Below are 18,518 nucleotides of genomic sequence, written 5' to 3'. Positions count from 1 at the left end.
GAGACGAACGATTCGAGCTCGGTGCGTTCCTCGTCTGAAAGATCAACCGTATACTCCTTGTTTACCATATCCTCTCTAACAGATTGTCTCTTAACAATCTATGGTTGACGAAGCACTAGGCCGAGGGCCTCACGGATGCGGGGCATTTCGATGAGTTCGTCGAGAAGCATCCGGTACGTCGTATTCTTCCGTACTTTGAGGCAGAGCAGGACGATGTGTTAGTGGAGTGTGTACCGTCGTTTCAAGAACTTCGAGGAGTAACGAGCGACCACTCGTCGGGCCAAGTGAATCGCCTGCTCAACGAACCGGAGTGACCGCGACTTCGGGAGGTGCTGCATCCGGTCACACTACCGGGCGAACCTGTAACTCTCTGAGGATTTCAACAGAGCCAGTTTATTGGAATTTTTTGGTATACTAGATTCATCGTTATTTTTAAATTTAAGTCAATATTAAATTCGATTATATAGAATTCATTGGAAGAGGTGAGCAGTGCAGTATTATCATGTTCAACGACTATGGATACTCAGAGCTCCTCCAATATTGGCTTGGAGTGGAACGCATTTTGTTGTTTACTCATTGAATTGAAATATTTCTAATATTTTGTTTCTAGTTCCAGTATCAGCGTTGGTTCCGTAAGCGTTTTTAGCAATCATTGAATAATGATAAAAGCCCTACACATATATAAGCATTAAATTGGTGAAACAGGGAATGGACGGTTCGTGCGGCGACAAATACATAATGAACAATAGTTCCAGTTTATTAGGATTCACGGCTTGTGGACAGGCAGCGAAATCAAACACATCGATAGCGCAGGTTAAAACAAAAACATCGATAAAACAAAAGCGCAGGTTATCAGACATGTCTACAGAAAGACAAAGTAAAAATATTACAGTAGAATCAGAAGAACTGACTTCGGAGACAATGCCGATTATCGATCTCAATTACCAAGGTCTAAGTCGTCGATCAATTGCGGTAATCATAGACGGGTCAGTCATCTTTGGACTGGCATATGTAACAGGATTAAATCCACTAGGTACACTCATGTTCATGGTATACATAGGCTATTTTATCATTTTCGAAGCGCTTTATGGTAAAACTATTGGGAAGCATCTCCTTGGACTTCGAGTAATTACAAAGGACGGTGAACCCATTGATTCTCGAACATCTATTGTTCGAAATGTTCTACGAATCGTTGACGTCCTACCCTTGTTCTATCTCATTGGAGCGATCTTAGTAACACGATCTGAGAAAAAGCAACGACTTGGAGATAGAGTGGCAAATACTGTCGTTCAGAAGGAGGTGGATTAGTGGCGAAGTTTGCAGGACTAAGGAAGGATTCGATCAATATAACGATTAGTTTATTATTATATTTTCCTATATTAATAAGAAAAGAAGAATTAATTGTTAATGATATAAATAAATTGAGGCAGAGCTTTAGACAGTTTAAAAGTCGGTTTGTTATCGTGGGTAGGATAGTTCTGGATTCTCTTCGGATTTGGACATTGAAGAAGAACAAAAGAGACATAAGAAATCTTATGAAATTTGTTTTCATCTATCCACTTGCATGGTTGTTAGGGGTGGTCATTGTTTTATCTATTCCACTAGTGTTAGGGTTCCAATCCCCTAACGAAGTACTTGCGGCGGCACAATCCAATATATTCTTACGAATATATGTAGTTGTTTCCTCTATAACACTACTAATCACCTATTTTGGATACTTTATTTTCTTAATAGCTTTTACGGGTATTTTTCCTTTAGCTGCCTTTGAGGGCGTACACAAGTCTATGAAATTGCCAAAAATTGATAATAAAAGAAAAATTATTAGATATGGGCTGAAATTCAATCTATTGCTTTATATAATGATTCTATTTTCAGGTCCAATTTCATCTATCATGGCTGAAGGATTATTGATATTAGTTTCGACTTTAATGGAAATTTCAGAAATCACAATATTTGGTATAGAAAGCTATATTAGATTTGTATTAGTACTATATTTATACAATATATTTGTAATTTTTATAGCACTTGATGTTCCTTTGAGGAAAATACTAGCATTCAAAAGAACAATTCCTCTGCTAAAGTCAGTGGATTTCATTATTTTATTTATTCAGTGGAATTTATTGATTTACCTTATGATATTTGTTACAGTTCTTCCCGTGGCAATTGCTGAGAAAGTTAATATATCTCCTTTGTTCCAGGTTTTTGCGAGTATTTTGTTCTACATCCTACTTCTGATTCTTATCTTCTCCTATTTCTTTATTTTTCCCATTTCTATGAGCTATAGTTTAGGTAATATATATAATTTAATTTATCCTAATGGTATAATAAACAGACATCCGGAAAATACCTTGCAAGCACCGCTTTCCGCTTTCAAGAACCCTTCCCTCAATACTTCTGTCTACGATATGGAGGACAATCATGAAAGAAAATGATAATCACCCAATAGGAACTGACCAAAGTAAACTTCCCCAGGTAAATCATTCACATGAGGAATTACTCACTAAAGCGAGAGAACATCAACGGACAATATTAAAATCCAAATTACAACACGAGATCGAAACAGTAAGGGATGTCTTAAAAATTTCATTTTTGAATATTTGGAAACAACGTCGTTCTTGGAGAGCCATTGGTGTTGTCTCGATCTATCTTACGCTGATTTCGATTTTTTCGCCTTTTACCGTGATTTTGTTTGAAGCCATTAGTAATGTTACTACTCCTCCGTATACTTGGCTACTTCTTGCTGGGATACCGATCACAGGTTATATGATTCGGGTCGTTCGGAATGGGATATTCAATGAAACAAGGATAGCTCGATTTACAAACTATAAAAGGATATTCTTGACTGGTCTCGAGGTAGTGCTTTTGACTATTGTTATGCTAGTGTTTCTCGACACTATATTTGAACTGTTAATTGGTGGTTATTTAACGATTATATCAGATATGTCGCCTATAATTGGAGAAAATAAAATACAACCAATCCTCCGCTTTTTGACCCACATAGTAGGCTCCTACTTCTATCTCTCCTTAATAGCAATCTATGCTCAACGAAGACGTTTGATGGATTTAATTCGATTCAAGATATTTATTTCTATCATTTGGCATCCAGCCTTTATATTTGTTTTATTATTTGATATGATATTGCTTGAGCTGGCACTTCGAATCTTCGACATAGTTGTAGGCTTGTTGATATCCAGTTTGATATCCAGTTTTATTCCCATAAACATAATATTATATTTCTTATATTTAATTATATTTGTATATCTATTGATTTCTTCAAGCTATCTTCTCGGGATAACATGGCGTAAGATAGCGAAACGGAAGAAACAGGATTTGCAGTTTGATGATACGGTACAGCTAAGATTAGACGTTTTTCATTAAAGCATCGTTGTATCAAGACCACCCCCTCACTCGAACACCTCGATTAAGGTTACCACTACCAAACGCACGCTCACAGGCGTGGTCTATCAATGTGACCATTTAAAATCCCAACTCACCTGTCGCGGTCCCGAACCCGGTGAGCACGTCCTGTATGTTGCGACCCCAACCCACGACATGTATCGACTGCTGTTCGCCTACTACGACAAAATTGAACACACCGAAGCCACACTCGATCGGTACGATCTCTCACCAAATGGCCGGTACACCCGGCTTCGAACCGGTGCGCCTGTCGAGTGCATCACCAATCCCACAGGAGGTGAGCAGGTGTGAGTACCCACGAGCACTCGATCATCCCCAAACCACTGAATCCACGCACTGCCGACGTACTCGTCCAGCAGCTCTCCCCTGGTGATCGCGTTCGCATTACCACGCCCAACCTCCCACGGACGATTCTCACCGTCAGAGAAACACACTCCGCAACGAGTCACGCTCCACAGCTTGTCCTGACAGCGCCACCGATGACGACGACGGCACAGGACGACATTCAGCAAGCCACCTTCCACTGCACGGCCACCCGCGCCGATTCGCCCATGACGGTTCTTGAGTACACCCACACCGCCACTGACACGACTGCCCGCTGTATTGGTTCGCTCACCACTATTGCGCACTTCCCGCGACTCTCAACGCCAATAGACGGCACTGCGGCCACAGCGGAGGTGGCTGCCAATGAGTAACACCACTCCGTCCGGAGCGTCCAGTGCGCACGAAAACGTCTCGATCACTGACCTCGCTAAACACGTCCTGTCGCTCACCGACCATGTTGACAACCTCGAACAGAAAATACAGGAAACGCCCAATCGTGATCTTCGAGAAGTTTCAGGCGTTTCGTCGTTGTCGATTCTCCCACTTGAACCGAGACAATTGGAAAAGGTAATGCTTGGGCCCGAGGGTAACATCGAACCATCGTACTGGTGGTTCCGAAAACGCCTCTATCGGCTCCGTCGCTGGCTCTCTACAACGCACCCACCAACCGAAGAATGTCTTGCAATGCTCGCAAAAATCGAGCGCAACTAGTAGCGGAACATCTAGTCATCTGTCTCGATCGTATCTCGCGTTCAATTACAACAGAGAACCAATTATGGCTGTGAGTGTTGGCAGCATGGTGATGAGCATCGATGTGTCCATGGAATGCGATGCAGCTCTCTTAGCTCAGACCCAGTTATTCTGAGGGTCGGCTGGCGATTTGGCGAGTCTTATCGGAACGACGCTAAACTGGACTCTGTATACTGCTCCAATTCCTCCTCAATATCCGACTCACGCCACCCAAGCGGTGACAACACACTCGCTGCTGCACGAACCAACAACTCCCGATAGAATCCGACATCATACTCGTCTACCTCCTCACTCGCCAACAGCACCCGTTCACGAGACTGCTTCGAATCATCCACCACCACATACGACACACACTGACCAGGGGCACGTCCCAACCCCAACTCAGCCGCCCGCTTCAGTGCCGCCACACTCCGCGTCGACTGCGTGTAGTCCTCCTTCTTCTTCGAAACACGATTCGTAATCACCAACTCACTCGGATCGACCGCTCCACGCTCCAGTCGATCAACCCACGACCGCAGTTCCTCACAGACAGCCTCTGGATCACGATACGCATCGACCGCTCGAATCAACGCTTTCTGCGCCGCATCGATATACGACGGCGTACTTCGCTGCCGACACTCGATGCCTCGATATTTGTACTCGTCTTCACCAGCGACCTTCCCGAAGTACTTCGTCAACGCACCAGCATCCGAATCCCGCAACGGCACAAACGATATCCAGCCGTAGTGCGCTTCATGCTCAAGCCGAATCTCTACCTCCTCGGAAATCTCCGAGACAAGCTCTGAAAGCGATGTCTTTTCCTCGCCTTCGATCGGCGTCACCCACACACTATCGACGATGCCGTGCACAATGCGCCATCCATGCTCCTCGAGTACTGCTTTCGTCTCTAACAGAATCTCCCGTGCATACGCGTTGATCGCCTCGTGGCACTCGATCCGCCCGAATTTCGCGTTCGAAAAGCCCTGATAGCCGAAACAGGAAACTAAAATCCACTTGATCGCACTCGATTGGCCTTCCAACTCATCGCGACGGTCTTCGTCCTCAGTCTCTCGAATTTCGGCCTTGATCGAATCGCGATCCTCGATTAACGGCTCAAGCACGTCCGGAAGATACCCCCGTTCGTCACAAATCGAATACCCGATGCCCGGTACATCCTCTCGATCGGCGTGGCATTCACACCGAATCTTCTCGGGACTCACGTTCCGTGTGACGATGATATTCGGATACAACGATGAGAAGTCGAGTTCATGGACGTCCTCGTGCAGCCCGACGTCCGGCGCAAACGTGAATCCTCCCCGGTCGGCATCGTGCAGTTGGCGCATCGTTTTGAACTTCTCGTGGCGCCATGAACGCCACGGGACAAGCACATCGCGTTCCCGAGCTTCCTGAATCTGAATCCCAATCAGAATGGTCCCGATCGACGACCACGCCAACTCTTGGAGTGGCTTGCCCGACTGTTCGACGAGATACAGACAGCCATCCAAATTGGTCTGATTCCACATGAACGTATTCGAGCCATCGATGATCACCCGACCAGGGAGATTGTACCGTGCTGGTGAGTGCCCGACTTGTCCATAGCTTTCGTAGGTTGATTCGCCCGCCAACTGCTGCCACCCCGGACGTCGCCCAAGCTGGAACTCCACATCAAGTCGGTCAGCCTGCTGGAACAGAACTGGAATGAGATCGCTCGTATTTAAGAACAGAACGTCGGGGTCAACACGCTCAACACGAGCCGACAGTGTGGTGAGCACGTCCTCCCCACTCCCAGTCACCGTCTCATCGTCAATCGTGAGTTCTGTAACCCGCTCACTCACGAGTTCCGTCTCCGAGACGGCAATCTGCATCTGCGAGAGTTCGTGGGTCGGCAGTGGGTCAATTTCCTCTTCGAGACAGTAGCGGAACTCTGGCGAGAAATCGACGTTGTAACAGCGATACGCACCAGGTGAACCCCATTTACTCACCATTCGTGCCACCGAATTCACCGCCTTGAGGTCGACCACATCTACTCGGAGTACTTGCTCGAGGTCGTGGCGAAAACTCACGCGTTCATCAACCACAGCAACTTGCGCAACGGCAGGATGATCACGAAGTGCAGCACGTGCCGTCGAAAAGTCGCCATCACCATGCACAGACACGTAGATTGTCGGCGTATACGATTCATCGATCTCGCAACTCACCCCCGTCTCGGTTACCGACCAGGTGTGCACGTCGCCGTCGACGTAGTCGATTTTGTACACCATCGCCTCATCCCCAATTGTTCAAATCGTCCTCTACATGATCGAGTCGATCCGCCAAGTCGTCGAGTTGTCGCTGCTGTTCGATCAGAATCGAGATGAGGATCGGCGTCTCGACGAACAGGGGTTTGTGAACCGTGCTGGGATCGGTATGTAGCTGGGCATACTCGAAGAGTCGATCAAAGACTGCTTGATCAGTCGGTCGAAGCGCTCGTCGATACGCGTCCCATCCTGCTTCAATATGGCTGGTTTGGCTCATTGCAGGTAAACACGACTACCAAGATCCCCTTAGGCAAGCCAGGGTCGCTTCCGAATATTCCAATACAGAACGTATCAACATCGACCAGTCCGAGTGACTACCGTGCTGGGCAGCGCAGCAAAGGGTGGAATACTCACTTCCCACTGTTGGTGGAGCCTGGTCCATGTCACCCATAGAAACCCAACCGGAACCTCACGCTGTCTCTGATCATTCGGCCACGCAGAGTCCCACATTTTGTGCACCAAATCTCGATGAGGACGCGCTGATGTCGAACGAATTGGCCGATACATTTGTGATGAGTTCCACATCGATCCGACGGACTGCTGGAACCAAGGTGTCGATAGCTCGATTCTACTTCGGCTGTCGCAGTTGGACGCGACTCTACCGTGGTCGATCAGGATCAGAACGTTCGGCAAGGGCGGTGGAATCCGACACCGCTCCATCCGTTTCCGATTTGGATTTCCGAAAGTCCGGTTCTCGACAGGCAAGGCATCGAACGGGACAGAGTTAGTATAATATACTAACCACAGACACAAGATATTGGCAGTGAATCGTGTTAAGCGTGCTTGTTAATTGACAGTGTGGCCTGACCGCAGGCGTTTTTTCGCCCCCTGAGGGGTGCGGGGCGTTCCAGAACGAGCGTCTCAATGAGGAATGGTTTCGATGATACGCAGCGACAGCTATGCGACTGGTTTCGACGAAGATGTACTGAGCGAACCAACTACCCAGTGTCCCGAATGCGACGGCCTGGTCACTACCAACGTGATTGAAACGGTCTGTGAGGACTGTGGGCTCGTCATCGACGACCAACGGACCAACCACGGGACAGAGTTCGCATGAAAGACCTCCTGACGCAGTTCACTGGCCGATCACACAGCACCGTCATTGCTGAGTGCCGTCGGTGTGGAACCACGGTCGAGGTCGAAACGAGCGAGTGTCCGGAATGCAATCACGACGGGATCGCGATTTACCGATTCGATTGACCGGCCTAATTTCCTTTCGACCCTTGCTACGAGCGATCCCGTGCTGTAACGTCGAGAACGTGTTTTTGTTGCTCCCAGGGGATACAAGCGACGCGATGACGTTCTCGACAGCACTCGCTGCATCAATTAAAGCTCAAAACCAGAATCTATGAAGTATACATTCTTATATATGTGTTGCACAAAGAGATCGAATTGAGGGTTGAAAATATACAATCTGGGCTCGATTTTCACACAAGAGTTTCTGAGCGAGCCATTCGTATACCGAGTATAAAAACAACTATATCAATAGAGACTGAGAATGTTACTACAGAAATGCCCACGCGAGAGCTTCCGGACAATGCACCGGGAACGTACGTCCCATACCATCCGAATCCATACTATTCACCGGAAGCACTCCCGGTAGAGCCGAAGATCGAAATTTCCGATCAAACACGTGATCTCGTCGCCGATGCCGCGTATCAGATCGGCCGTGTCGACGGAATTAGTTCAACAGTCGACTTCTCCGCTGTTCTCTACACATCGCTCATTCGTATCGAAGCAGTCGAATCTGCACGTATCGAAGGCGCAGACGTCGAGTATCAGGATCTCGAAGCGTATCACACACAGCACCCCACAGGAGAGGCAGACCCAACAATTGAAAAAGATCTGAAAGAGGCACTCAACTACGAAAACGCACTCACATATGGACTCGACAGAGTTGAGAGCGGAGGCTCAATAACACTCACACTTATCAAAGAACTCCACTCAATACTCCTCGAAGACGTCCGGAACCATGGTGACGTCGTCGGCGACTTCCGCGACCACATGGTTCATCTCGCGAGTTCGCAGTCTGGACAACGTCCGTTCGTCCCACCGGCCCCAGAAGGCCTCAATGGACTCATGCAGTCGCTCGAATCATACATCCAGATGGGTGGACAGTACCATCCGCTCATCGACGCTGGCATTATTCACTACTTTTTCGAGACAGTTCATCCGTTTTCGGATGGAAATGGTCGGCTTGGTCGACTCCTCATCATTCTCTACCTGACGAGTGAGGGGTATCTCGAAAGTCCGTACATTTACCCGAGTGCGTATTTCAATCGCCACAAAGTCGAGTACGTCGAGCGAATGCGTGCAGTGAGCGAGGAGGGTGCGTGGGACGAGTGGCTTACGTTCTTTATTGAAGGACTTCGGAGTCAAGCCGAGACATCGTACACCCGGACACAACAACTCCGAGAACTCCAAGAGCGGTACGAGAACGAATACTCGGGGAGTACAACCACGGACGCATTCGCTCGTCAGTTGCTCCAGTATCCATATTTCACTGCTCCAGACCTGGTGGAGTATCTCGATGTTTCACGTCGAACCGCCTACAAGATCGTCGACGATCTCGAAGCGGATGGCCTCATCGAGGAAGTGACTGGAAAGGAACGCGGAAAAGAGTACAAAGCAGTTGACGTATTCGATATCCTCGAGTGAGGAGTGAGCGGACACGAGACGACGTACAGCTGTTTTTTGTGCCCCCAAGGGGTGCGGGGCACACTGCGTGCCTCGTGGAGCGAGTATGTCCAGTAACAATGTCCTCTCAGAATTGACGTTCACGAACCGAGTTGCAAAGCGCGCCCAGTATGAAGCCCTCGAATTTTCACTCGAAACAAGGGGTGTCCTCGTTCGGAATAGTAGTCACGCGAATCCGGGCGATCATAAATATCTCGTCACTGTTCGCGACGGAATACCCATTGCCTGTGAGTGCCCTGCAGATAATCGCTACGACGGAGCCTGCAAACACCGGGTCGGTGTCGCAATTCGAACACCACTCCTGCAAGCGGCGACAGACCACTCCCTCGTTGCAGACGGAGGGACACAAATCGAGAAGGAATCTGAAACCCATGTAGAAGACAGTGACACGGACCAGCCAGCTGACTGTGACTGTGATGGGCTTGGTGGGTTTCCGTGTTGGCCTTGTGTACAATCCGGGCGTCGAGACCTCCCGGAAGAGTAGTTCGAATCACGTGTGAATCTGCGCTTCTTGCAGGAAGATTTTATTGGCGCCGGCGATGGGTGCCGGCGCACAGATGAAGTGTTGTGTGATGTCGCTGTGTCGAATCAATGCGTCGGCGAGGTGACTGATATGCACCAGGTAATTTACGCACTCGTAGAAGTATCGACTGAAGACACTGCACTCGCATGCGGAAAAGCGGCGTTCGATCGGCTTGTTGGCGCTGGTCCCGACAACGCTGCCATCTTTGATTACTATGTGATGTTTGATGACGAGGGGTCGTCCGTCGCCGGGGAGGCCCGATGGGGCGAACTTCCGGTCGTCGCACCAGTCGACTCAGATGAGGGCGAAAAACTCTTAGAACGTGGCTGGGAGGCAACCAGACAGGAGTTCGAACGGAATCTCGAACGGGTAAGAACTGCGGTCTCCGAGTTCAGTGATGAGGAACTCATGCACGACAAAGATCTCGCCCGCCACGCCTGCTACAATCTCGGCGCGTATCGTGGTCCGTCGCTCTACCTATACACCGAGTTTGGTGATGCGATCCGCAATCGTGAACATCTCAATCATATACTCGATGCCGACGAGCAGCTGTGGATCATCCCGGCAGATGTCCACTATTAAGAAAACATCTACTAGTGAATTCCCTTCGCTCAGCGATTAACCAACACTAGCGGAACTTTGTGAGTAGTGTTGGTTAATCTGGGCAAGGTACCATTCTCCCGAGTTAATTACGAGCATTTTTTCGCCCCCTGAAGGGTGCGAGGCGTTCGAAAGTGAGCGTCTCGACAAACAGTGATTCTTATGGTTTGAATATGAACCAGAAAGATGACTGTACTCGCAGTAATGATACTTCAAAGTACGATACTCCAGAGTACGGTTATACGAAGTACTATATTGGGCGAGATGCTAGTAACGAGTATGGCCGCCTTCGTCAACCGAACTGAGGAACTCTCTCGGCTTCACAGCCTCTACGAGGCAGATGAGGCAACGCTTGCAGTCATCTTTGGGCGACGACGACTCGGCAAAACCGAACTCGTCAAGCACTCGCTCCAAGACGACAATGACGCAGTCGTCTACCAAGCGAAGCAGAAAACATCTAACCTCCAACTCCAGCAGTTCATCGAAACCGCATCAGAAACGTATCCCGGGCTCTCACGGATTCGTGAAGACTGGGATGCAATTCTCGGCTACCTCACTGAACAGGATGCGACCATCGTCCTCGACGAATTTCCATATCTCGTCGAACAGGATCAGAGTCTTCCCTCCGTCCTGCAGGCGATGTTCGACCACGAACTCGACGACTCGACCGCGACCATCGTTCTCGTCGGGTCCTCAATCAGCATGATGGAGGAAGCAGCCCTCCTCGGGAACAGCCCACTCTATGGCCGTTCGTCACTGAAGTTGGATATCAGGGAACTCCCGTTCGACGCTGCCATGGAATTTTTCCCCGAGAACTACACGGCCGACCAACAGGTTCTCATGTGGGGTATCTTCGGTGGCGTCCCCTACTATCTCGAAGAAGTCGCTCCCGACGTAAGCCTCGGAGAGAACATTCACCACACGATCCTCTCACGCCACGGGTCGCTCCACAACGAGCCCGACTATGTTCTCCGGATGGAACTCACCGAACCAACCCGGTACTTTTCGATATTAGAAGCTATCGCCGGCGGGAACACGAGCCGTAACGAGATTGCTGGCACGACCGGCATCGACTACAATCAACTATCGAAGTACCTCCAGCGACTGTCACGACTTCGATTGGTCGACCAGCATGTCCCGGTGACCGAACAGAAAGAACGGAGCAAGCGAAGTCGCTATCGCATCCGCGACTACTTTTTCCGCTTCTGGTTCCACTTCGTCTACGGCACCGGTGACCGATACGACGAACTCGGAGATGACGCCTACGAGGCTGTAATCGAACCAGAGCTTCCGGACTTCGTCAGTCAGGTCTTCGAAAATCTCTGCTGTTCAGCCGTTCGGACACTCTATCCGGAGTACACAATTACAGAGAGGGGACAGTGGTGGTATGGTGAACACGAAATCGACGTCGTGGGGCTCACAAACGAAGAGACACTCATCACAGGCGAATGCAAGTTCCAGCAATCGCCACTTGGATACGACGTGTTCTCAAATCTTCTAAATCACGTCGAAGAACTGCGCTGGACACCAGCCAACGGAGGAGAGCGAACGCATGAGTACGCGCTGTTTTCACGGAGCGGGTTCAAGCCATCCGTGGAAGAAGCGGCCGCAGAGCGCGATAATCTCCAACTGTTCACGGTCGATGACGTCGTCACGGCACTCAAACAGTAGCACTACGTCCGACACCGCTCGTCGTTGTTTTTTCGAGCCACTATTGGGCAGAAGCTCGATGAGCTACAGATAGGGCTGAGTTGCGGTTTAGAAATGTACCATCTCCGCTCGATGCTTCACATAGGTGCACCCTCACAACCCACTCGTATACACAGTATAAAACGACGATACCAATAGTGATCGAGAATGTTATTACAGAAATATTATTCATTGTTTCTTCGAGACGGTACATCTCTAGTATATGGTATTCATTTTCGACGCGCTCGATCTCATATGACTGAAATCGAGTGGACACCGAAAGCACTCGAACTTTTCGAGGAACTTGAAATCGAACCACAAGAACGGTTTGTCAAAAAACTCGACAAGGTAAAAGATCCCATCACCTGTGAGAGTCCTGCAGATACTCGGTACGAAGGAACGTGCAAACACCAGATTGGCGTTGCAATCCGAACTCCACTCCTGCAAGCGGCGACAGACCATTCCCTTGTTGCAGACGGTGGAACACAAATTGAGAACAACCCTGAAGCCAATGCGGAAGACAGTGACTGTGACCAACCAGCGGACAGTGACTGTGATGAACTGGGTAGTTTTCCCGTTGGCCTTGTATGCGAACCAGGCGTCGCAATCTCCCGGAAGAGTAGTGCAAATCTCGTGTGAGTCTGCGCTTTTCGCAGAGTGATTTTATTGGCCCCGGTGATGGGTGCCGGCGCACAGATGAAGTGCTGCATGATGGAGTTGTGTCGAACCATTGCGTCGGCGAGGTGACTAAAATGCACCAGGTAATTTACACACTCGTAGAGGCATCGACTGAAGAAACTGCACTTGCCTGCGGAAAAGCGGCATTCGACCGATTGGTCGGCGCTGGCCCCGACAATGCTGCTATCTTTGACTACTACGTCACGTTTGACGACGAGCGGTCGTCCGTCGCAGGGAAGGCTCGATGGGGCGAACTTCCGGTCGTCACACCAGTCGACTCAGATGACGGCGAGAAACTCCTTGAGCGTGGCTGGGAGGCAACCAGGCAAGAATTCGAACGCAATCTCGAGCGGGTAAGAACGGCGGTCAACGAGTTCAGTGACGATGAACTCATGCACGACAAAGATCTCGCCCGCCACGCCTGTTACAATCTTGGCGCATATCGTGGCCCGTCGCTCTACTTATACACCGAATTTGGCGACGCGATTCGTAATCGTGAACATCTCGATCATGTGCTCAATGCCGACGAGCAGCTGTGGATCATCCCGGCAGATGTCCACTACTGACGATGTGGACAGCTCAGTTGGGCCTGAAAAATCGAAGCATCTTTTTGTGATACACGCGTATCACAGCATATGAGCACAGACACGGATTCAGGATCAGACGGGGAAATGGAGAAAATCAACGTTCGGGTTCCACAGGCATTGCTCGTCCAGATTGATGAGGTATGGGAAGAGCGCGGCTATGCAAACAAGTCCGAGTTCATCCGCGATGCGCTTCGTGATGCAGTCAATCCGCCAACGCAGTTGTCCGAGGAAGCTCTGCAACACCTCGCTGAAAGCCGTGAACAGCGAGAGCGTGATGAAACGGTGTCGCACGATGATGTGAAGGATCGTCTCGGGATCGATGACTGAGATCGAATGGACACCGAAAGCACTCGAACTTCTCGAGGGACTCGAAACTGAACCACAAGAGCGGTTAGTCAAGAAACTCGACGAAGCAAAAGATTGGACATCCCATCGACTCGAGAAACTCACCGGCTATCCGTACTACAAACTACGTGCCGGTGACTATCGGGCGATAATAACGTGGAATCGGAGCGACGATGTGCTTATTGTCGAAGCCGTAGGTCATCGGCGGAACATCTACGATCGTCACCTCCCGCCGTGACCTGTTGAGGGCAAAATCCGCTCAATTGACGTGTAATTGATAAACGGTCACTAAAAGCACCCAGTGCTGGCCGTCGTGCTCGTGTCCATCCATATCAAAGCAGGTTTAGGAAACATCGAACTCGACGATTTCAGTCGATCCGCAGGTAGGGCATGTCTGTTCGGTCGTGTCGAGTGACGTCCCGCAGTGGCGACATTCGAGAATAACAGATTCATCCAGAGAGAGCCACTGCTGTACTATTACTGGGAGCGCCATCGTATCTGCCCTCTCTGATTCAACGCAATAAAAAATTCGGCCACTTTCAATCTTATATTAAACCACACAGTGTGACAGAGTCGGTAGGAGTACCCGAAGAGACACAGTTAGCCTGTATCAAACGAACCCACTAGAATTTTTTTCGGCCCCCAAGGGGTGCGAGGCGCTCGATAGAAGCGTCCGTATTCGAAAACCAATGGCAACGAGTGACTTCTCAGCGGTGTCGTTCGACGACTTCGACACCCGACGTGACGAGATGCACAGCACAATCAAACACTGGATCGACGACCTCACTGCTTTGACTGACGAGGCGAGAGCGAGTCAACAGTTCCAGGACTGGTTAGATGTCCAGTCGAAATTCCACGACTACTCCCATCGGAACACGCTCTTGATTACCCTTCAGTGTCCGAACGCGACGAAGGTCGCTGGGTACAACACCTGGCGAACTGAGTTCGACCGCCACGTCCAGGAAGAAGAGAACGGAATCTGGATCTGGGCACCGATCATCACAAAGCAATGTCCCGACTGCGAGAACTCGCCCAAGTACCACCAGCAAAGTGAGTGTGAATATGATGAGACATCGCCTGAAGCGTGGTCGAAAGGACTGGTCGGATTCAAACCCACGGCTGTTTTCGATGTGTCTCAAACAGAGGGTGAACCGCTTCCCGAATTGGAGACCGAAGCAACAGGAGATGCCAAAAACCTCGTTCCTATCCTTCAGAAGGCAGCTGATGAACTCGGTGTGACGGTCCGTATCGTCGACGCTGACGACTGGGAACACGGAGAGGCGAGGGGGATCTGTAAACAGCGGAGTCTGTACGACCTCCAGCCAATCGTGGAGGTGAAAGCGAGGGCAAATCACGCGGATCTCGCTGTGACGCTGATCCACGAATACGCGCACGCACTGCTGCACTTCGATGTTGACGATGAGTGTGAGCGATCGAAACGCGAAGTCGAGGCAGAAGCCGTCGCGTACATCGTCGGTCGATACGTGGGGTTGGATACGAGTGGCTCAGCGTTCTACCTTGCAGCGTGGCAGGACGATGATTCGGATGTGATTCAAGATCGACTGGGACGAATCCGGACGACGGCAGCGAAGCTTATCGAGGTGGTCGAAACGGAGTCGTGAGTAAGTGTAGGACTGTCGAATTCGAGCGCCAAATAGGAGTTTGCCATCGAGCCCATTCGCGCTATTCAGGTTGATAATCCGTCAGCCGGAGCTTTCCTTCAACTTCGTAGATGTGGCCCCGCATGTAGAGCTGTTCGATGATATCTTCGGCAGCAGGCTGCTCGAGCTCCTCACGATCCGACTCCCGTCACCGCGTTCGAGTGTAGCCTCAATGGACGTGTCCCACGCAGCGGATAGGGAGTACACGTCGTTCTGGTTCCCAGGTGTCGTCTCGTTGAGCGCGTTCGTCAGTGGCGCGATGTCGCGTGGCATCGTCGATCAGTCACTCATCGTACTCGGGATACTGTGGCGGTACATCGCCCTGCTCGTCGACGACGACTGGATCGCCATCGAGCGACCTCTCACAGATTTCCTGCAGTTCGATGTGGTGTTCCCAGCCGTCGCCGAAGTCGAATTCGTAGAACAGCGACTGGGACGGGTTGAGATCGAGGTCGTCGATGGTGGTTTCAGCGGCGTTGCCTTCCTCTGGTGGATTCTTCCGAAGATCCCGGAATCGCTCTTTGGCCTCCTCGGAGGCGTCGTCGGGAATCGCCCGTTCAATGAACCGGTCAATCTTGTCGTCATCCATGGGGGACCAGCTCTGGTCGCCGCTGTACATCTGGGGAGGGAGGTAGCTCCGGGTTGCGATACCGTGTTCGTCACGTGTGAGAAACTCGTAGGCGTGCGTGTCCCAGCGTTTGAACGCGTCGAAGATTCCCTCGTGAAAGTCGGTCAGGGTATGCGATCCATCGACTTCGATATCCCGCCGGACTTCGGTTTCTGGCTCGAACTCCAGCGGCGGGTTCGGCAACAGCCACACACGGAATCTGTAGATCGTCATGCCTGTTGTTTCCTCGTCCGGCCTTGTAGGCGTTTCTCGTGGGGTGGCCAGTCAGCCCATGCCTGCTCGCCGACGGAATTCATCTTCGAGGACCGTGAGCATCTCGTCAAGGTGGTTCTCGGGGACATCGGTGAACGCGCTCCGATACATATCTTCGGTGGCAGCCAGTTGCTCGTCAAGCACGTCTTCGGGATCGTCAGCGTCTTCCGCACGAGCGGTCGCTTGGTCCCATCTGTCTTTCTTCGGTAACCGCTCGAACCCCGCGTCGATGAGCAACCCGGGCTCAAAGTGAAACTCCCGCATTTGTTCGGTCACGTCCCACTTGCCGGTCATGCGGTCGTAGGTGTACCGCTTGTGGATGTGCCAATGCGCAGGCGTCGGCATCCCTCTCCCACCTGGCGACGTCGCGGGGAACGGTCCCGACGGGTGACGCTCGACCCGGAAACTGAAAGACTCCTCGTTGATTGCCTACCAACTGCCTCGGGACTTGATCTTCTCGGTCGTCAATCCGTCCGGCAGTGGGACGTCGTTCTATTCGAGAAACCAGATAACGTCGGTACGATCGGCGAGGTCAGGCACGTCTAACTCGTCATGATCAGGATCGAACTCGACTATGACAGCCATTCGTCGTCCTCGAAGAAGGGAGTACCGACGATTTCACAACCGCTGGCAACGTAGTAGACGAGGACCATGACGACCTATCGCTTCCGGGTCAGGTACGAGTACGATCCGACCTCGTTGTGGTGTGACATCGTCGTTGGGGCGGACCGCATGCTTGACGAGTTCCAGACGGTGTTGAATCGCACAGTGGGGCTGGATCAGGACCACCTCTGGTTTTTCGGTACCGATCAGGACTACTGGGACAGCGACGTTCAATACCAGCGACCCGAGGAGTTCGCGCAGTCGGCTAGTGGGCTACTGGGCGGGGGGGAGGAGTACGACGCTGGCGAGACGACCATTGGGCAGATGGCTCGCCAGTTGAAGCTGGACGAACGTGACCGGATCTGCTACCTGTTCGACTACGGCGACGAGTGGCGATTCTACGCCATCCTCAAAGAGATCGATGAGGACGAATCCAGCGATAGAGCGCCCGAGGTCGTCAAGGAGAAAGGTGACCCCGTCGAACAGTACGGACCACCGGATGAGGTGTGGTGAGGATATCATGATGGACGACACTGACGCACAACGGAACGAGCGCATCACCGACGAGATACTCGCCGACGCCTACGGTCCGGAAGAGCAGGCACTCGGCTGGTACTACTACCTCGAAGAGAAAATGACGTTCCCGCTGCAGGCACGCTGTACCGAAGAGCGAACGATTTCACCACTCCGGAAGGGCGAAGAAGTACTCGTGGTTGACCTGCCTGACGAGTACGATTGCATGTGCGAAATGCTCGTGCGTATCGAGTGGATGGACAGGGAATTCGGTGTCCCGTTGACGCAACTGGAGATGATCGATGCAGACAGCGACACTGAGCGGGCGGTCGCAGACTGGCACTACTGGTTCGGGGACGGCGGTCGACTGTGTTGACGGAGTGGATTGAGGAAGGGGGATTAGCGCCTGCAAATTCAGCTAAACCGCGGAAGTAGGAGTACGCGATAACGGGTGATTGATATGAGTTCTTGAGAAAGCCAACGCATGGAAATTTTAGCGAAACTGCAGTTGTGGTCGTACGAGATTGATCAAACGTACTACCTTGTGAGTGACGAGTACGACGACGCAGTAGCGTTTTTCAAAGAAGAAGTCGCTTTGATCGCCGCGAAAGCGGTTGAGGTAGGGACGAACGCACAAGATTATTTCCTACAGAAATTCAACGAGGGAGTGTTTGTTCCACGAGCATCGTACGATCCGTCTGATGCCGATGAAGTGTGGTGGGTTCATTTGGATATTTACTACATGCGAGCAACATTGGGGAAGAAGGGTGTACCGGGAGAATACGAGTGTGGGCGTACACCAAGATCTGATGCGTTTGTTAACGCCGTCAAATCGATCGAGAGAGAGAACAGATAGTCGCTAGATGTCCGCTCTATCGATGAAAACGCAGATTGAATCGTCATTATTCACCAGTGATGAGCCTTGAGTACGGTGCTTTCGACTGAGGCGGCAAGTATCTGACCAAAAGTAGTCCG

The 18,518-nt window shown here is 50.8% G+C and carries 21 protein-coding genes and 3 pseudogenes; 19 read left to right on the top strand and 5 right to left on the bottom strand.

Annotated features, from left to right (window positions below):
- Nucleotides 1-116: 116 nt before the first annotated feature.
- Nucleotides 117-338: pseudogene (locus tag ACR3FF_RS20840) on the bottom strand (IS5/IS1182 family transposase); the annotation flags it as partial.
- Between the two features lie 370 nt (nucleotides 339-708).
- Between ACR3FF_RS20840 and ACR3FF_RS20835 the strand changes: the two are divergent.
- The 6 genes and pseudogenes from ACR3FF_RS20835 to ACR3FF_RS20810 all read left to right on the top strand — a co-directional run.
- The gene (locus ACR3FF_RS20835; RefSeq protein WP_458190054.1) at nucleotides 709-1,308 is read left to right on the top strand and encodes an RDD family protein; all 600 of its coding nucleotides are present in this window, start codon (nucleotides 709-711) and stop codon (nucleotides 1,306-1,308) included.
- On the top strand, nucleotides 1,308-2,432 hold the full coding sequence (locus ACR3FF_RS20830) for a hypothetical protein (RefSeq protein ID WP_458190053.1): 1,125 nt from the start codon (nucleotides 1,308-1,310) through the stop codon (nucleotides 2,430-2,432). Before ACR3FF_RS20835 ends, ACR3FF_RS20830 begins: the two co-directional genes overlap by 1 nt.
- Nucleotides 2,419-3,378 carry a DUF4013 domain-containing protein gene (locus tag ACR3FF_RS20825; protein WP_458190052.1) on the top strand — a complete coding sequence of 320 codons (960 nt, stop codon included), beginning with the start codon at nucleotides 2,419-2,421 and terminating at the stop codon, nucleotides 3,376-3,378. Before ACR3FF_RS20830 ends, ACR3FF_RS20825 begins: the two co-directional genes overlap by 14 nt.
- Before the next feature lie 78 nt (nucleotides 3,379-3,456).
- Complete coding sequence (locus tag ACR3FF_RS20820; RefSeq protein WP_458190051.1) at nucleotides 3,457-3,708, top strand: hypothetical protein; 252 nt, start codon at nucleotides 3,457-3,459, stop codon at nucleotides 3,706-3,708.
- Entirely contained in the window at nucleotides 3,705-4,112 is a 408-nt protein-coding gene (locus tag ACR3FF_RS20815) for a hypothetical protein (protein ID WP_458190050.1), read from the top strand. Before ACR3FF_RS20820 ends, ACR3FF_RS20815 begins: the two co-directional genes overlap by 4 nt.
- Nucleotides 4,113-4,215: 103 nt before the next feature.
- Nucleotides 4,216-4,452: pseudogene (locus tag ACR3FF_RS20810) on the top strand (peptidase M48); the annotation flags it as partial.
- A gap of 179 nt (nucleotides 4,453-4,631) precedes the next feature.
- Here ACR3FF_RS20810 and ACR3FF_RS20805 read toward each other — a convergent pair.
- Nucleotides 4,632-6,731 carry a type B DNA-directed DNA polymerase gene (locus ACR3FF_RS20805; RefSeq protein WP_458190049.1) on the bottom strand — a complete coding sequence of 700 codons (2,100 nt, stop codon included), beginning with the start codon at nucleotides 6,729-6,731 and terminating at the stop codon, nucleotides 4,632-4,634.
- A gap of 4 nt (nucleotides 6,732-6,735) precedes the next feature.
- A complete protein-coding gene (locus ACR3FF_RS20800; RefSeq protein WP_458190048.1) occupies nucleotides 6,736-6,984 on the bottom strand; it encodes a DUF8156 family protein in 249 nt (82 codons plus the stop codon).
- A 663-nt stretch (nucleotides 6,985-7,647) separates the two neighbouring features.
- On the opposite strand from ACR3FF_RS20800, the pseudogene ACR3FF_RS20795 reads away from it, so the two are divergent.
- The 10 genes and pseudogenes from ACR3FF_RS20795 to ACR3FF_RS20750 form a co-directional block, all read left to right on the top strand.
- Nucleotides 7,648-7,818 (top strand): annotated as a pseudogene (locus ACR3FF_RS20795) (TFIIB-type zinc ribbon-containing protein); the annotation flags it as partial.
- A 461-nt stretch (nucleotides 7,819-8,279) separates the two neighbouring features.
- Nucleotides 8,280-9,425 carry a Fic family protein gene (locus ACR3FF_RS20790; protein WP_458190047.1) on the top strand — a complete coding sequence of 382 codons (1,146 nt, stop codon included), beginning with the start codon at nucleotides 8,280-8,282 and terminating at the stop codon, nucleotides 9,423-9,425.
- Nucleotides 9,426-9,510: 85 nt separating this feature from the next.
- A complete protein-coding gene (locus ACR3FF_RS20785; protein ID WP_458190046.1) occupies nucleotides 9,511-9,948 on the top strand; it encodes an SWIM zinc finger family protein in 438 nt (145 codons plus the stop codon).
- 129 nt (nucleotides 9,949-10,077) lie between these two features.
- Nucleotides 10,078-10,569 (top strand): DUF7995 family protein, encoded by a 492-nt coding sequence (locus ACR3FF_RS20780; protein ID WP_458190045.1) that lies wholly within the window; start codon nucleotides 10,078-10,080, stop codon nucleotides 10,567-10,569.
- Nucleotides 10,570-10,866: 297 nt separating this feature from the next.
- Nucleotides 10,867-12,258 carry an ATP-binding protein gene (locus ACR3FF_RS20775; RefSeq protein ID WP_458190044.1) on the top strand — a complete coding sequence of 464 codons (1,392 nt, stop codon included), beginning with the start codon at nucleotides 10,867-10,869 and terminating at the stop codon, nucleotides 12,256-12,258.
- 273 nt (nucleotides 12,259-12,531) lie between these two features.
- On the top strand, nucleotides 12,532-12,915 hold the full coding sequence (locus ACR3FF_RS20770; protein WP_458190043.1) for a hypothetical protein: 384 nt from the start codon (nucleotides 12,532-12,534) through the stop codon (nucleotides 12,913-12,915).
- A gap of 113 nt (nucleotides 12,916-13,028) precedes the next feature.
- Nucleotides 13,029-13,520 carry a DUF7995 family protein gene (locus ACR3FF_RS20765; RefSeq protein ID WP_458190055.1) on the top strand — a complete coding sequence of 164 codons (492 nt, stop codon included), beginning with the start codon at nucleotides 13,029-13,031 and terminating at the stop codon, nucleotides 13,518-13,520.
- A gap of 69 nt (nucleotides 13,521-13,589) precedes the next feature.
- Complete coding sequence (locus ACR3FF_RS20760; protein ID WP_458190042.1) at nucleotides 13,590-13,868, top strand: ribbon-helix-helix domain-containing protein; 279 nt, start codon at nucleotides 13,590-13,592, stop codon at nucleotides 13,866-13,868.
- Nucleotides 13,861-14,124 carry a type II toxin-antitoxin system RelE family toxin gene (locus ACR3FF_RS20755; protein ID WP_458190041.1) on the top strand — a complete coding sequence of 88 codons (264 nt, stop codon included), beginning with the start codon at nucleotides 13,861-13,863 and terminating at the stop codon, nucleotides 14,122-14,124. Before ACR3FF_RS20760 ends, ACR3FF_RS20755 begins: the two co-directional genes overlap by 8 nt.
- Before the next feature lie 451 nt (nucleotides 14,125-14,575).
- A complete protein-coding gene (locus tag ACR3FF_RS20750; RefSeq protein ID WP_458190040.1) occupies nucleotides 14,576-15,508 on the top strand; it encodes a M78 family metallopeptidase domain-containing protein in 933 nt (310 codons plus the stop codon).
- A gap of 322 nt (nucleotides 15,509-15,830) precedes the next feature.
- Here ACR3FF_RS20750 and ACR3FF_RS20745 read toward each other — a convergent pair whose 3' ends face one another.
- Together ACR3FF_RS20745 and ACR3FF_RS20740 are read right to left on the bottom strand one after the other, a co-directional pair.
- Nucleotides 15,831-16,388, bottom strand: coding sequence for an IS1096 element passenger TnpR family protein (locus tag ACR3FF_RS20745; protein WP_458190039.1), 558 nt, complete (start codon nucleotides 16,386-16,388; stop codon nucleotides 15,831-15,833).
- A gap of 51 nt (nucleotides 16,389-16,439) precedes the next feature.
- The gene (locus ACR3FF_RS20740; RefSeq protein WP_458190038.1) at nucleotides 16,440-16,772 is read right to left on the bottom strand and encodes a hypothetical protein; all 333 of its coding nucleotides are present in this window, start codon (nucleotides 16,770-16,772) and stop codon (nucleotides 16,440-16,442) included.
- A gap of 306 nt (nucleotides 16,773-17,078) precedes the next feature.
- Here ACR3FF_RS20740 and ACR3FF_RS20735 point away from each other — a divergent pair, with 306 nt between their 5' ends.
- The 3 genes from ACR3FF_RS20735 (at nucleotide 17,079) to ACR3FF_RS20725 (ending at nucleotide 18,399) form a co-directional block, all read left to right on the top strand.
- Nucleotides 17,079-17,543, top strand: a complete 465-nt coding sequence (locus tag ACR3FF_RS20735) for an IS1096 element passenger TnpR family protein (RefSeq protein WP_458190036.1) — start codon at nucleotides 17,079-17,081, stop codon at nucleotides 17,541-17,543.
- A 7-nt stretch (nucleotides 17,544-17,550) separates the two neighbouring features.
- Entirely contained in the window at nucleotides 17,551-17,919 is a 369-nt protein-coding gene (locus ACR3FF_RS20730) for a calcium-binding protein (protein WP_458190035.1), read from the top strand.
- 108 nt (nucleotides 17,920-18,027) lie between these two features.
- Complete coding sequence (locus tag ACR3FF_RS20725) at nucleotides 18,028-18,399, top strand: hypothetical protein (protein WP_458190034.1); 372 nt, start codon at nucleotides 18,028-18,030, stop codon at nucleotides 18,397-18,399.
- The last annotated feature ends 119 nt before the right edge of the window (nucleotides 18,400-18,518 follow it).

Source organism: Haladaptatus ordinarius (assembly GCF_054177595.1).
The sequence above is the reverse complement of the archived record's forward strand: the minus strand, read 5'-3'. Positions and strand labels throughout refer to the sequence as shown.

What these genes read in the sequence shown, in the direction of transcription:
- ACR3FF_RS20835 (WP_458190054.1), top strand. Translation starts at nt 709, where the DNA reads ATGGACGGTTCGTGCGGCGACAAATACATAATGAACAATAGTTCCAGT.
- ACR3FF_RS20825 (WP_458190052.1), top strand. Translation starts at nt 2,419, where the DNA reads ATGAAAGAAAATGATAATCACCCAATAGGAACTGACCAAAGTAAACTT.
- ACR3FF_RS20805 (WP_458190049.1), bottom strand. Translation starts at nt 6,731, where the DNA reads ATGGTGTACAAAATCGACTACGTCGACGGCGACGTGCACACCTGGTCG.
- ACR3FF_RS20800 (WP_458190048.1), bottom strand. Translation starts at nt 6,984, where the DNA reads ATGAGCCAAACCAGCCATATTGAAGCAGGATGGGACGCGTATCGACGA.
- ACR3FF_RS20790 (WP_458190047.1), top strand. Translation starts at nt 8,280, where the DNA reads ATGCCCACGCGAGAGCTTCCGGACAATGCACCGGGAACGTACGTCCCA.
- ACR3FF_RS20785 (WP_458190046.1), top strand. Translation starts at nt 9,511, where the DNA reads ATGTCCAGTAACAATGTCCTCTCAGAATTGACGTTCACGAACCGAGTT.
- ACR3FF_RS20780 (WP_458190045.1), top strand. Translation starts at nt 10,078, where the DNA reads ATGCACCAGGTAATTTACGCACTCGTAGAAGTATCGACTGAAGACACT.
- ACR3FF_RS20775 (WP_458190044.1), top strand. Translation starts at nt 10,867, where the DNA reads ATGGCCGCCTTCGTCAACCGAACTGAGGAACTCTCTCGGCTTCACAGC.
- ACR3FF_RS20770 (WP_458190043.1), top strand. Translation starts at nt 12,532, where the DNA reads ATGACTGAAATCGAGTGGACACCGAAAGCACTCGAACTTTTCGAGGAA.
- ACR3FF_RS20765 (WP_458190055.1), top strand. Translation starts at nt 13,029, where the DNA reads ATGCACCAGGTAATTTACACACTCGTAGAGGCATCGACTGAAGAAACT.
- ACR3FF_RS20760 (WP_458190042.1), top strand. Translation starts at nt 13,590, where the DNA reads ATGAGCACAGACACGGATTCAGGATCAGACGGGGAAATGGAGAAAATC.
- ACR3FF_RS20755 (WP_458190041.1), top strand. Translation starts at nt 13,861, where the DNA reads ATGACTGAGATCGAATGGACACCGAAAGCACTCGAACTTCTCGAGGGA.
- ACR3FF_RS20750 (WP_458190040.1), top strand. Translation starts at nt 14,576, where the DNA reads ATGGCAACGAGTGACTTCTCAGCGGTGTCGTTCGACGACTTCGACACC.
- ACR3FF_RS20745 (WP_458190039.1), bottom strand. Translation starts at nt 16,388, where the DNA reads ATGACGATCTACAGATTCCGTGTGTGGCTGTTGCCGAACCCGCCGCTG.
- ACR3FF_RS20740 (WP_458190038.1), bottom strand. Translation starts at nt 16,772, where the DNA reads ATGCCGACGCCTGCGCATTGGCACATCCACAAGCGGTACACCTACGAC.
- ACR3FF_RS20735 (WP_458190036.1), top strand. Translation starts at nt 17,079, where the DNA reads ATGACGACCTATCGCTTCCGGGTCAGGTACGAGTACGATCCGACCTCG.
- ACR3FF_RS20730 (WP_458190035.1), top strand. Translation starts at nt 17,551, where the DNA reads ATGATGGACGACACTGACGCACAACGGAACGAGCGCATCACCGACGAG.
- ACR3FF_RS20725 (WP_458190034.1), top strand. Translation starts at nt 18,028, where the DNA reads ATGGAAATTTTAGCGAAACTGCAGTTGTGGTCGTACGAGATTGATCAA.